This window comes from Paenibacillus sp. RC73 (assembly GCF_044908085.1).
Taxonomy (GTDB): Bacteria; Bacillota; Bacilli; order Paenibacillales; family Paenibacillaceae; genus Paenibacillus; species Paenibacillus terrae_A.
In genome coordinates, this window is the sequence record NZ_JBIYCV010000007.1 from 141,461 (window position 1) to 154,267 (window position 12,807).

At 43.0% G+C, this 12,807-nt stretch carries 12 protein-coding genes and 1 pseudogene; 4 read left to right on the top strand and 9 right to left on the bottom strand.

What is annotated here, in order from left to right; genetic code table 11:
- The first annotated feature begins 133 nt into the window (after positions 1–133).
- Positions 134–694 carry an MFS transporter gene (locus ABH897_RS17955; RefSeq protein ID WP_404592528.1) on the top strand — a complete coding sequence of 187 codons (561 nt, stop codon included), beginning with the start codon at positions 134–136 and terminating at the stop codon, positions 692–694.
- A gap of 120 nt (positions 695–814) precedes the next feature.
- Here the strand turns inward: ABH897_RS17955 and ABH897_RS17960 are convergent, their stop codons facing one another.
- The 6 genes and pseudogenes from ABH897_RS17960 to ABH897_RS17985 all read right to left on the bottom strand — a co-directional run bounded on the left by ABH897_RS17960 (position 815) and on the right by ABH897_RS17985 (position 7,353).
- Positions 815–1,702: an NAD(P)H-binding protein gene (locus ABH897_RS17960; protein WP_404592529.1), complete on the bottom strand. Its 888-nt coding sequence runs from the start codon at positions 1,700–1,702 to the stop codon at positions 815–817.
- Positions 1,703–1,898: 196 nt separating this feature from the next.
- Positions 1,899–2,072 carry a hypothetical protein gene (locus tag ABH897_RS17965; protein WP_283653153.1) on the bottom strand — a complete coding sequence of 58 codons (174 nt, stop codon included), beginning with the start codon at positions 2,070–2,072 and terminating at the stop codon, positions 1,899–1,901.
- 259 nt (positions 2,073–2,331) lie between these two features.
- Positions 2,332–2,820, bottom strand: a complete 489-nt coding sequence (locus tag ABH897_RS17970) for a hypothetical protein (RefSeq protein WP_283653152.1) — start codon at positions 2,818–2,820, stop codon at positions 2,332–2,334.
- Position 2,821: 1 nt separating this feature from the next.
- A pseudogene (locus ABH897_RS17975) lies at positions 2,822–5,931 on the bottom strand (contractile injection system protein, VgrG/Pvc8 family).
- A gap of 959 nt (positions 5,932–6,890) precedes the next feature.
- Positions 6,891–7,103 carry a helix-turn-helix domain-containing protein gene (locus ABH897_RS17980; protein ID WP_283653150.1) on the bottom strand — a complete coding sequence of 71 codons (213 nt, stop codon included), beginning with the start codon at positions 7,101–7,103 and terminating at the stop codon, positions 6,891–6,893.
- Between the two features lie 34 nt (positions 7,104–7,137).
- Positions 7,138–7,353 carry a helix-turn-helix domain-containing protein gene (locus ABH897_RS17985; protein WP_283653149.1) on the bottom strand — a complete coding sequence of 72 codons (216 nt, stop codon included), beginning with the start codon at positions 7,351–7,353 and terminating at the stop codon, positions 7,138–7,140.
- A gap of 153 nt (positions 7,354–7,506) precedes the next feature.
- On the opposite strand from ABH897_RS17985, the gene ABH897_RS17990 reads away from it, so the two are divergent.
- Positions 7,507–8,166, top strand: a complete 660-nt coding sequence (locus tag ABH897_RS17990; RefSeq protein ID WP_283653148.1) for a hypothetical protein — start codon at positions 7,507–7,509, stop codon at positions 8,164–8,166.
- 270 nt (positions 8,167–8,436) lie between these two features.
- Here the strand turns inward: ABH897_RS17990 and ABH897_RS17995 are convergent, their stop codons facing one another.
- From ABH897_RS17995 to ABH897_RS18005, 3 genes are all read right to left on the bottom strand, one after another.
- Complete coding sequence (locus tag ABH897_RS17995; RefSeq protein ID WP_283653147.1) at positions 8,437–9,177, bottom strand: GTP pyrophosphokinase; 741 nt, start codon at positions 9,175–9,177, stop codon at positions 8,437–8,439.
- Positions 9,178–9,291: 114 nt separating this feature from the next.
- A complete protein-coding gene (locus ABH897_RS18000) occupies positions 9,292–10,101 on the bottom strand; it encodes a histidinol-phosphatase (RefSeq protein ID WP_283653146.1) in 810 nt (269 codons plus the stop codon).
- A gap of 60 nt (positions 10,102–10,161) precedes the next feature.
- Positions 10,162–11,064: a LysR family transcriptional regulator gene (locus ABH897_RS18005; protein ID WP_014277800.1), complete on the bottom strand. Its 903-nt coding sequence runs from the start codon at positions 11,062–11,064 to the stop codon at positions 10,162–10,164.
- Between the two features lie 427 nt (positions 11,065–11,491).
- On the opposite strand from ABH897_RS18005, the gene ABH897_RS18010 reads away from it, so the two are divergent.
- Together ABH897_RS18010 and ABH897_RS18015 are read left to right on the top strand one after the other, a co-directional pair.
- On the top strand, positions 11,492–11,950 hold the full coding sequence (locus ABH897_RS18010; protein ID WP_283653145.1) for a chemotaxis protein CheX: 459 nt from the start codon (positions 11,492–11,494) through the stop codon (positions 11,948–11,950).
- Positions 11,951–11,989: 39 nt separating this feature from the next.
- Complete coding sequence (locus ABH897_RS18015) at positions 11,990–12,769, top strand: SDR family NAD(P)-dependent oxidoreductase (protein ID WP_283653144.1); 780 nt, start codon at positions 11,990–11,992, stop codon at positions 12,767–12,769.
- Positions 12,770–12,807 lie beyond the last annotated feature (38 nt).

Consider the following 12,807-nt stretch of genomic DNA (forward strand, 5'->3'; position numbering starts at 1 on the left):
AAAGCAAGGCTATGGAGTTTATTGCTTTATGTGGAGAGATAGACGGACATTGAAACGATGGGAGCAAGTCATTTTATAAGTCGTGAAGATATTTCAAAGCTGAATACGGCCCGTGAATTCGTTATTCATCATATTGAATTACTATGTACAATCCGGGTTGCACTACAGTGTTCAATCCACGAGTATGGTCTTTTTACCGCTGGGTGTTGGCTTTTTTCTTACCTCGCTGTTATCATCCAGGTTGGTTAAAAGGTGGGGGAGAGCGGTGCTAAAATCAGGTACGCTGACGATGGGAGTTAGCAGCTTTTTACTTATTGGATCGCTGCATATGGATGCTATCCATTTGTTTCATATTCAAAACATCATGATATTAGGCATATATGGTTTGGGGCTGGGGATGGCTACAACGCCACTGGCCAATGTCGTCCTTGGCACAGTATCGGCTGAAGATGCAGGGACAGGCTCAGGCTTGTTCACAACCTCTATGTATTTGGCTAATTCGTTGGGCGTTGCTTTAATCGGTATTTTGTTCTCTTCTTCGCTCAGGCATACACTTTCGGAAGCGCACTGTCGGATTATATCAGGGCATTTTCGATTTCTGTTGCAGCGAGCGGACTTCTTGCCTGTGTTGGTTTTGTTTGTATTTTATTTTGTTACAAAGATGAAACATAACTGTAAAATAACTCTAACATAGGACGGGTACAAGATAGACATGACCCCCTTTTGATTGATATATATAGATGGGACCCGAAGCTTCGGGTCCTCTTTTTTTGCCTTGTTTCTATTGTAGCTGCTTGCGAGTTACAAGTTACTTTTATGATTCATAGGAACGGTTCAGGTTGGTGATCAGCTCGGGAAGCCATTCGGTCAGGGAAAGGAACGAGTACCCATCTGACCGGGCTTTGGTCGTATCCATATACCACGATTGTGTAATACCGAATGGAGACATATGCTCGTCCGTTGTTTTTTCTTGAATCACGGCTTGTTTTCCAGTTACCTGCTCAATGGTGGAAATGAGTTCTCCAATCTTCACAGTACCGTCGGAGCAAGCATTTACGGGTCCTGTCAAATGAGATTGACCAAGCCAAAGCAGAAAATCTGCGGCTTCATCAGAACGGATAAACGAGATGTGCGCTGCCGGATTCGGTATGCCTATTTTTATTCCATCACGAACATGCTCAATATGAAAATGAAGTCTTCTCGTATAATCATCTGTTCCTAATACAATCGGAAAACGAACAGCGGCAACCGGGAACGTAGCTTGTTGCATGAAAACCGCTTCTGCCTGCCGTTTAGCCTCCTGATATGTAAAATCGCCCTGTCTGCCTTTGCGAACCGGGTAAGCCTGAGGATCGAAGATACTCTCGGTCAGCACTTTTGGACCTGGATCGTAGACGGATAAGCTGGAGGTCAGAATATACCGTTTGGCTTTAGCATCAAAAATGCGGCACGCTTCTCTGGCTTCATCTGGAGAAAAGCAAATATTATCGTAGACAACATCCCAAACCTGCTCACCTACCGCCTCAGCCAACGCTTCCGCATCGTTACGATCTGCAATAATCCGCTGAACGCTCTCACCGAACGAATCGCTTGTTTGACCTCTCGTGAGGATCGTAACGTTGTTCTCGGAATCCTCCACCAGACGTTCCACCAGCCTTTTGCCAAAAAAGCGCGTTCCACCTAATACAAGTATCTTTCTCATTCATGAATCACTCCTTAAGGGATTGGTTTTATTAAGGTAGACGGAATAATGTTCTCAAAGGAAACGGAACGATGAAAGGATTATTTTTCTATAATAATAGTACAAGAAAGGGTTCCGCATGAAAAAAATAAGATGGTCGATGTCTCCATCCTCCAGCTTGCGTTTCCTGACTTAGTTGATAGCCTATGGCTTCTTCTCATTCAGATAACAGATGTTGGATATCCTCGTCTTGGTTAATCTTGAATTGATCCATTTTGGTGAATAGATACTCATCTTCTGATGAACAAGAAGATTGTTGCTCACTGGCTAATTCCAACTGATAAAAACGTTGGCGTAATGCTTCTTGAAACCAATCTGGCCATTTTGACATAGCGCATTTCCCCTCCCGTTGTTGAAGTGTGTGTATGTTAACTCTGATGGGGAGGGATGGCAAGTTATTGTTTTAGAGTATTGAGGTTATTTCTTCCTCCTTTGAGCTTGGGCATGCCAAAAAGCTCATTCCTCACTTAAGGTTCAAGTTTGGAATAAGCTTTTGAAAGCTTCTCAAGTGTTCTTGTCAAGTTTTTTAGAGTATGGTTGGTTGTATTGAATGATTCTTTGTTTTTTTAAAACTCACATTTTTTTGACCATTAGAAAATTAGTTTTGGATTTTTATAACACCAGTCTGGGTCATAGGGTTGGGATTTTAATTTCTGCATATCCTCCCAACTGTAAACCCAATCATAATCTGCAACCCAGAAATAATCATCTGAGTTTAATTTGAGGTATTCATAAATGAACCGGAATACTAACGCTTCAACACCATAAACATCCTCAATACATCCTACTTGGTATAGTTTATTATTAGAATCTAGGCCTACATCTTCGTTATAGTAAAAATTAAGATTTGGGTTATCCGTTGAATCCACATAAAAAATAAACGAATAATTATTTTCTCGTACCATTCTATCATTGATATTCAATGTTGTAGAAAGAAGTTGTCCATTATTTCCAAAATTTTTACTGTTATGAAAGTTCAGCATCACATCTGCATGAAAAGTAGAAATAATTGAATCAGCTAAAAGTCGCTCAGGCGAATATTTTTTTTTACTCATTAATATATAGGCTGACGTTCCCATTCTACTTTAAAACCTCCTTCAACTCATCTAATGAGTTAACAATAGTAACTCCTTTAGATTTAATGTTTTCTAGCATTATTTTGTGTTCAGGTCCTAGATTAGTCATAGGTTTATCAATATACAAAATAACATTTTTCTTATCGGGATTAAAGAAATAGTCCTGGTTTGTATGAGTCAACTTATTAAATTGGTCGTCCTTTACCGCTTTAATTGATGCTTTGACTTCGATAATCGCATCTTTTGTAACTACATCTAAGTCACCAGCAGCTTCACCATTATCTTTTAAAACTTTCTGTCCAAACCCTGTTACTTCTTTTTCTTTTCTTACAAAATCTGCAACCTTTGCCTCAGTTGCTTTACCAACGTTTGAACTATCTAGAGCATTATCAATATCCCGATTAATATTTTTCGGATGTTGGTCAACCCAAGTTAATTCATTACCAGCAGGGTTTGTATATTTCGTCTTATTTCCATCCTTAACTATGCGACCAACATTAGTAATTTTCCCCACTCCCTCAATCTCTATCTCTTTATTAGGCTTCAGATTTGAGAGTTGGGGTGACTCTGTTTTTTCATTTATGATTTTAGGGCCTGGATGAACAGGTTCTTTAACTGGTGAATTTAGTATGGTTTTCGGCTTGAAAAATGAACCGGCTCCCTCAACGATCGCTGCTACACTAATGATATTGGACCAATGGTCTGGTGACAAAGGATCTTCAGGTGTCACAGCTCCACGTATAGCCTCTGTTATTCCAAATGTACCAAAATTGATAGCGTCACTACCAGAGTTACCTTGATTACGTGCACGCTCCATATAGGCTTGATACAATCCTTTAGGTATACCAAATGACCAATAATCTAAAAATTCACCAATGGAGTTTCCTTGATTTTGGTACCTTACGTTATTAGCCTGCTCTATGCCTTTGTATAATTCAACTAGGCTGTTTGCTGATTTTTTAGATGCATGTGCCTGCTCCATGGCTATTTGGCCTTTTACCATCTCACCATTACCCGTATGATCTAGATAACGATCCCACAAGGACTTAGGCTCCTCAACTTGTGGTTTCGGTTGTTGTGCCATGTAGCTGTCATAATTTGCTCTCCAGCGTTGTCTCAATTCCACAGGAATCTGCTGATAGGCATGAGCCATAGCATTCGACTCTTTCAGCAGGTTCTGAACCAGCTCCAGTGGGCCTCCAGAATTCGCTACATGACGCGCACTCGTATATGCTTTTCCTAAAATCCACTTGCTATAGTAAGCTTGTTTAGCTTGCTCATGCTCATAATGACTAATCAGTCCCTCAAGGGCTAAACCAGCCAAATATTTCAACGGATGAACTCCGCTTCCTTTACCGCTTCCTCCAACTGTAGGAGTTCCTTTACTACGAATAGGGATGGCTCCAGTTGCTTGTAACACCGTTGCCGCCACTTTACCTGCTGGCCCACCAACAGTATTCAACATTACACTGGCTACGTTCCCAACTATGGGAATGGAGCCTAATAGCTTGGATACCATACCCAACAAAGCATTGGCCTGTTGAAGCGCTGCTGGAGTCGTAACTTTTGCTTTAGGAGTAGGGGCTTGGCTGCTCTTGGCTGTTACGGTTTGTGCGGCCTCATATGCTTTGATGCTCATTAACGGCGGTTCAGGGACAGGAGGGAGGTCAGCTACGAAAACAGGAGCTTTCACTGTACCTTCCTGATATATCACTGGAGCATGGGTATCCGTCTCACCATCCAGCACCATGCTGCTGGCTCCACCTTTTAGATAAAGGGCTGTTCCAGCTTCTAACGACAGTTCCTCACCTGCATCCAGCTTCACATGACCACCCTGAATCTGTACATCCCCCGGACTGTTGATGGTGATGCCACCATCTTCATTTAGTGTAATTGAAAATCCATACGAGGTGGAAAGGGTCAGTTCTTGCTCAGACATTTCTACGCCGCTACCTTGCACATGTTGCCAAGCCTTCACATTCGGCTGTCCATGAGCGTGGCGTTGTTGTCGGAGGGAATCCGTTACATAGGCATCCTGTTCGCGGTGTGTAGGCAGATACAGTTCTACTTGTTCCCCGATCTCAGGCATATCGTACCAACCGCTATGTTCTTCGGCCACATATCGAGTCGCCACGGGAAACCAGCAGGCTTTGGCAGGGTCTTGCTTCGGGTCGATGTCGAGTTGAAGCTGTACGAAATCCTGCTGTATCTTGAGCACCGTTCCTGTCAGCGAAATCCCGGTGGCCTGATCGTTTTCATACCGGGCATAGCGAATATTCTGTTCCGCTTGGAGATCATAACGAGTACGCAGTAATCCATCCGCTAACGTTGTCACTGCCCGAACCACGACCAACTCTTTGCCTTGTCCGATGGGTAACGTGATGAGATCTCCTAGCGCATAGTATTGCAGACTTTCAATTGTATAGGTGACATACGAGCCAGCACGTTGTTCTCCGGGCTTTTCTGCATCCAGCTCATGAAACGTTTTCCGTACCCGATAAAACACATCCCGTTCCACTTTGTGCTGTTTGCCTTCTGGCATCCCGAAGAAAACCTTGGGTGAGGCTGCGGTTACCTCTGGCACAAGTACGGAGCCAAAGCGGGAAGCAAGACGCTTTAAAAAAGCCCAATCCGTCTCCTCATATTGTAAAACAAAAGTATCCAGTTTGGCATAATTAGTTACGGTATCAATGGCGTCTCCCCATACTGATACTTTCGAACCATCGCGGTGACCAGATCATCATAGGTACGGTGAATATCCTGATAGGAACGTTTTTTCAGCTTGATATCCATCTGATACGAATGGGAAGCAGCCTTCAGTTCAAAGGTATATACTCCACGTGTGCAATTCACAGACATTTGCGTAACGATCCCGTGGAACAGTCTTCTCAGCGATTGTCCCTGATCATCCAATTGACGAATCACAATCGGCTCTTGCTCCATATTTTGTCCGATGCATGCGGCTCCCTGTTCTTCGGAGAGCATACCACTGATATGTAAAAAGGTATGATCGTTGATGGCACGTGTTATTTGAAGTTGTTCAATATGTTGTGGCTGAAAGGGACCATAAAAGCGTAGGCTTTCATATCCGATTCCATCTGACAATACGCTCAAGTGAGTTCATGACTCCTTTCTAAGATGTGATGGCTGATTACAAAAGTAAAGTGCAGCATTTTTAATTCGGGTCTGACGAATAGAAGAAATGGATGGATACAACTTTGAGTTAAGACCCATATGTATCACTGAGTTTGTTGGGTACAAAACGTTCTTATTCGGATACAGATGTTCCGAGTAAGCTTTCATTCAAGGTACAAAAGGGCAAGAGGTGATATTTATTAAACAGTCCAGCATATGTATTTATCGGTTAAAAGAGAGATTTAGTTTACAGAATGATCCATTGATTGGTGTATTTACTATGTTAAATAATGGAATGTAGAAAGCTGATAGTAATTTTGGGCAATTGCCTTTCAAAGTCAAGAACATGGCTGATTTAATCGTGATCATGGATTCCGGTAAATTAATACAGGCTCATATGGAATCAGTGGGATCAATAGAAGTGAAGTGAAGGGAGAACGGGCATCATCTGGAAAAAGGGGTGTTGTGAGAAAGAGTGGCTTTTGATAGTGTAGGTAATATATATAATAAAAAGGAATATATCCCTTTTTATCGTCTCGACACATGTAGTAAAAAGGAAGAAAGTATCCTTGTTTAGATCTGGATGTGTTTACTTATTTTTCACTAACTTTACCGAAATATGATACTTGGTGGCGCCTGATGAGTATGTTTCGTTTTCTATTTTTGCTCAAGTAACGGAGGGCATGACGGGAGTGGATCTGGAAGAGATTTGTAAAAGATCAGAGCTATGCTTGCAATTAAGAAATGTGTTGAGTAGTATCCCGAAAAAGATTCTCATGCTTCAATGTCGAGCAATGCCATTTTAGGCTTGCTCGTTGCAATTTGAGTTTGAATAATCCTAAAGTAGTAATTTAATTGATTTAATAACACGCCTGCTTCTTCAATTACATCACACATGGAGTTTATTTAATCCTTCCAGTTATCCCTGTATAATTTCTCTACTCAGTCTCATCGAATTGCATTAATTCTGATATGTCCTTAATATCTAAAGCGATGGCGATCCTTGTTAGCATAGCTAAATTCACTTCTTCCCGAGCATTTCTGCATAATTCCGATACTGCAGCTTGCCGGACATTTGCCATTTTTGCTAATTGTAACTGAGTGATGCCTCTTTCTTTCATAACGTCTTTAAGTTTTATGATCAGTTCCATCTTAGATTTATCTCCTAACTTGAATTGAGAGCAATTAGTTTTCTTCTTCTAACTGGATTAATTCTGATAAATCCGTAATATTCAAAGCATGAGCAATTTTTTCGATTACGGGAAAGCTAATTTCTTGTCTTGCATTACGACACATGTCAGAAATCGTGGCTTGGCGGATTCCTGTTAATTGAGACAGCTTTGTCTGAGTGATCCCTTTATTTTTCATGACAATATGTAGCTTTAATTTAACCTTCAGCAAATCTAAAACCTCCGTTGACATTATACTATCCAAAGTATATACTAAGGAACGTATAATAATGATTTACATACTATTTATCTTAACAAGGGGATATGCATCATATCCTTGGCTTTACTATTGCCATTTTACCAAAAAGAACCGGGGGAAATACATATGACTACACTAGGAAACAAACTCAACAAACAGCACATTCTGGACATTGTTCGCATGGAACCAGTTTGGCCGCAAGAAGTGGGGAGCGATGACCAAGAGATACATTATTATCACATCACTGATGCTCTGAACCGTAAATGGCAAACGATTGGCTATAATGTCTCGGACGCTATTGAAGTGTTTGAGACAGGAAAGACTGATATGTGGACACGAATCATAAAGCCAGCCCCGTTTAACCCCAAATTGAGCACGAACGATCTCATTCAAATGTTTCATATCAGCCCCGAAGATGAGCACATCCGTAACGCTATGCAAATCATACTGAACTCGGTTGAAAGGCGCAATGAATTCATTGCCCGTTCTATTTATATTAACGAACAAGACACTTTTAATCTACTCTGCAATATGAAGGGTGAATATCTTCGGTATCATCAGCTTACAGACGAGGAATTTATGGACTTGTATGTTGCAAATCCTATTGAAGCCTTATCTGTATATTTTCTGGAGTCCGTAGACATCCATCTGTATTGGGAGTGGGCAGGGGTAGGAGGTACGTGTGAGAAGGCTATTCAATATAAACAGGAGGAACCTGAAATAACTTTGATTCAAGTGATTGAGAGGGCTGAGGACGAAGTCGACCGATATGTATCCGGTTATTAACTGTTTACTGAGGAGGAGTGCGTATGTACAGAACGGGAAGATTAATTAACGGCAAACTGTTTCTAAAGACACTTGGAGGTGATTGGATCAGCCTACAGATGCTTATTGATAATCAATTTTATAGAGGTGTCGAATATGCGTAAGCGTTCGCCTTTGCAATGGGATTCTATCCTTTAAAGGGCTTATACAAACCTGAGAATCCCGTTGCAACAGCGATCGTAAGATCAAATCATTCGCGTAGCGATGAAATCACTAACGAAGCCTGTCCAATTACTCTCCGAGCAGCTTCAAAAAGTTGGCTGGCACCGAAAATTGCTGATTATTAATGATAATCTTCCGAATCTCTTCAATAGAGTCTTCTTCACCTTGGGCGTCTTTAATCTCTTTAATTTCACGGTGGAGACGTTCCATTTGGAGGTCAAGCGCATTGGCTGAATCTGCCGCATTTTTTAATTCGCGTGTCAGGCTTTCAGGAACGGACTGGTTGTATTTATAAAAGATTTTATGCTCCAGACTGGCCCAGAAATCCATCGCAATCGTCCGAATTTGTACCTCTACGCAGACCAGCTCCTGGCAGTCGGACATGAATACAGGAACCTGGATCAACAGATGCAGACTTTGGTAACCGTTTGGTTTGGGATTTTTGATGTAATCCTTGACCTCCAGCACCTTCAAATCACTTTGTCTCTGTAACATGTCACTTACATCATAAATGTCCGAAATAAAAGAGCAGGTAATGCGTAGTCCCGCGATATCCTTAATGTTATCCTTGACGGCAGCGAGGGAAAGCTCACTATTTTTACGAAGCATTTTGTTCATGATGCTCTCAGGGGATTTGAGGCGCGATTTGGTATGCTCAATAGGGCTATAATCGTGCAACGCCTGAAATTCCTGCTTTAGTATTTCAATCTTGGTTTCCATTTCGTCGAGTGCAAATTTATAGATCAGCATAAAACGCGTGATATCGTGCTTTAGCTTTTTGATCTTGTCCATCGGGTCTTCCAGATACATATGTAATTCTCCTCACACATAGATGTCGTAAAATGTAAATAATATTTAAAATAATGGAGCCGTGCGGTTTAAGGTGGTTGGCAGCGAAGCGGCAATTCCCACCCTAAACAAATTTTAAAGCGGCACCGAAATTTTACGTTTTTGTTTAAAATAAACCCATTCGCGGAAGCCAATATCCTTCAGCATCGCCTTCACTTCGTCCCAATCATCGCCTACCCGAGCAGGTTTATGGGCATCTGAACCAAAAGTGACCTCTACGCCAAAATGATGCGCTCTTTCTAAAATAGGAACGGACGGGTACCATCCGCCACTGAGCTTGGTTTTGCCTGATGTGTTAATTTCAATGGCAACATCGGATTCTGCAATCACTTTCAAGGTTTCATCAATCGCTTCATCGGCAGGAATATCTGAGAAAGCCGGGAAATTCCCCTTCATCGCGTCGATATGACCCAAAATCTGAAACATACCGCTCCGCGCAGATTCCTGAATGAGCGCATAGTAAGCTTGTTTGACCTCGATTTTGCGTGCATCACTTACGTCATTCCAACGGCTACGATTAAAAATGCTGTCTCCCTCAACGTTGTGGATCGACCCAATGAGGTAGTCGAACGGATAAGGGGCCAGGGTGGAACGGTACAGTTCTGCAAAATCAGGAAAATAATCTGTTTCCAATCCGAGCAGCACGTCAATACGGCCTTCGTATTCCTTCTGTAGCTGCTGTACCTCTTCTACGTACTCGGCAAGCTGTGATTTCGCCATATAAATTTTCGGAAAAGCCTGATCCTGCTCGCTGCATAAGAAGGGGGAGTGGTCTGAAATACCAATTGCCTGTAAACCGGACTGAATGCCTGCTTCGATATAGTCCCGAATATTTCCGTCTGCATGACCGCAGCGGAAATGATGGGTGTGCAGATCAAATTTCATAGAATGTCGTCCTCTCGTATTTAAGGTTTGTATTTCGTATGGTGTTTCTAGCGGAGTGCGCTATTCAGAACTAATAAAATTGGTTTCCGGCATACCCTTTAGATCGCTTAGAAACTGCTGCATAGCGGAGTTCAGATATCGGCCGGATTTATAAATGACTCCCACCGGATGGCTAACCTCCAGCTCGGTAATCTGGATCATTTTCAATGTACCCGCACGTAGCTCGGGAGTGACCGACAGCCTGGATATAATGGCAGCGCCCAGATTGATCTCGACCATCCGTTTGACTTCCTCGCTGCTGGACAATTCGATCACGACATGAGGCACAATTTGGTGTTTTTTAAATACATCGTCCACGAATTTTCGTCCTACCGTATCGGGTGAGAGCAGAATAAGTGGAATTTCCCGAAGGGCTTCAATGGTAGCATGCGGTTGGGAGGCCAGCGGATGAGTGGGCGATACGACAAGCTCAAAGGAATCGTAATACAAAATCGAAGTGCTCAAATTTGGATTACGTTCGATCAAGTAACCGATGCCAACATCAATAAGCCCGTTTTCCACCTGTTGATAAATCATGGAGGAAGCCATGGATTGAATGGAGGTTTTGATGAGCGGGAATTGATCCTGAAAGTAGGAAAGTACACGTGGTAAAATTTGAATGGCGATGGACGTCGTAGTGCCCAGCGCAATATGACCCTGCGGCGTTTCGTTCAGATCGTACAATTTTTGTCGTAGTTCCTCGACAACACTCAAGATCCGCTCTGCATGTTCCAAAAAAACAGCCCCTCGGTCGGTCAGGGTGACGGGTTGGTTGCGGTCGATCAGAATGGTCTTGAACTCGTCCTCCAGACTTTTGATTTGGGCGGATACCGCCGGCTGCGTCAAATTGAGAAGTTCTCCGGCTTTGCGGAAGCTCATCGTTTTGGAAATCATGATAAGTGTTTCAAGTTGACTGATGTTCATGAAGTTCCTCCTCTCTTTTCTTAATTCTGTCGCAGCAGCACAGCCTGAGGATTTTTCACAAATCCACATGTGCATATGTAAAACCATCGTTATGCTTATTTCATTAAATTATAGGTTATTCGAGCGGGAAGGGCAATGAATCGAAGCAGAACACAGTGAAGTATGGTATATTGGAAAATAAAGACTAAAGTCCTGCTATACATCAAAAGTAACCCATTTGAATTCGATGGAAAGCAATGGAATAGGACATTATTCACATTTTTTGTGATTCGGCTATAAAAAATTGCTGGATAGCTGTCGATAAGTGATAGAGAGAGTATTTTACTGAAGGTTGATTCGTTATGCATCATTTTGAAAAATAAAATTCTAATTAAAATGGGACTTTTGTTGTGTGTCTAAAAGCCCATCGTAAAGGGGCGCAATGATCGTGAAGGCAGAAGTGATAAATCCTTTTTTGGAGTCGGCGCGGCGGGTCATTGAACAATTGATCCAAATCTCTCCCTCACCCGGCGATCTCGGTGTGAAAAATGTCGAGCTGGTGGAAGACCATATTTGGATTATGATCGGGATGACCGGACAGCTTAGCGGAAATATTGTGTTCGGCCTGAATGAACAGGTAGCGTTGCGCATGGTTTCGGCGATGATGGGCGGATTCGTTTTGACTGAAATTGATGAGATGGGCAAAAGCGCCATTTCGGAATTGGGCAATATGATCAGCGGTAATGCCAGCACGATTTTGTCCAATCAGGGGATTGTAGTCGACATTACGCCTCCGCAGGTCATGAAGTCGGAAAACTTGACCTCCTTCGTACCTCAGCGTGCCCTTTATATTCCGCTTACGATGGAAGGAATCGGTGAGCTGGATATTCAGGTGATGATCTCTTAATATTAAAGAAGCAGGTTTCTTTAATATGGAGGGATGACCATGAGTACATTGCAAAACAAGGTGGTTGTCATTACAGGGGCATCCAGTGGAATTGGCGCCCTTTGCGCACGGTTGCTGAGCGAAAAGGGCGCGATTCCTATTTTGACAGCGCGTTCGCAGGAACGGTTGGATCAAGTGTCGGCGGGAATTAGCGGCAGGCATGAGCTGATCCCTCTGGATGTCACTCGTCAGGAGCAGGTAGAGGCCGTGGCTGCCCGTGTGATGGAGCAGTACGGACGGGTCGATATTTTGCTCAACAACGCAGGTTACGGGAAGTTTGAGTATTTTCATGAGACAGACCTGACAGAGTTTGAACAAATGATGGATGTGAACTATATGGGTGCTGTCCGTTGTATCAAGGCGTTTCTGCCGCAAATGACGGCAAGAGGTACAGGTCAGATCGTCAATGTGGCATCCATGGCGGGAAAAATCGGGACAGCCAAATCGTCCTCCTACACAGCAACGAAGCATGCGCTGCTAGGGTTCAGCAATGCGCTTCGGCAGGAGCTGCGCGGGAGCGGAGTTACGGTAACGACGATTAATCCCGGACCGATTGACACGCCGTTTTTTGACCTCGCTGATCCTTCGGGCGGATATGTCCGTAATGTAGGCTGGTTTATGCTAAAGCCGGACAAGGTGGCGCAGCACATCGTGAGAGCGATGGAGCTTCGCAAGGAGGAGGTTAATCTGCCACGGTGGATCTCTCCTTTTCTCAAGCTGTATCAGCTTGCTCCCAGACTGACCGACAGGCTGGGCCATGGCGTGATGAACAAAAAATAAAGGATGTCCCGCAAGCCATGTGATGGTGGAGGGACATC

Coding starts and splice junctions, on each gene's coding strand:
- ABH897_RS17960 (WP_404592529.1), bottom strand. CDS start 1,702: ATGAGAAAGATACTTGTATTAGGTGGAACGCGCTTTTTTGGCAAAAGG.
- ABH897_RS17965 (WP_283653153.1), bottom strand. CDS start 2,072: ATGTCAAAATGGCCAGATTGGTTTCAAGAAGCATTACGCCAACGTTTT.
- ABH897_RS17970 (WP_283653152.1), bottom strand. CDS start 2,820: ATGGGAACGTCAGCCTATATATTAATGAGTAAAAAAAAATATTCGCCT.
- ABH897_RS17980 (WP_283653150.1), bottom strand. CDS start 7,103: ATGGAACTGATCATAAAACTTAAAGACGTTATGAAAGAAAGAGGCATC.
- ABH897_RS17990 (WP_283653148.1), top strand. CDS start 7,507: ATGACTACACTAGGAAACAAACTCAACAAACAGCACATTCTGGACATT.
- ABH897_RS17995 (WP_283653147.1), bottom strand. CDS start 9,177: ATGTATCTGGAAGACCCGATGGACAAGATCAAAAAGCTAAAGCACGAT.
- ABH897_RS18000 (WP_283653146.1), bottom strand. CDS start 10,101: ATGAAATTTGATCTGCACACCCATCATTTCCGCTGCGGTCATGCAGAC.
- ABH897_RS18005 (WP_014277800.1), bottom strand. CDS start 11,064: ATGAACATCAGTCAACTTGAAACACTTATCATGATTTCCAAAACGATG.
- ABH897_RS18015 (WP_283653144.1), top strand. CDS start 11,990: ATGAGTACATTGCAAAACAAGGTGGTTGTCATTACAGGGGCATCCAGT.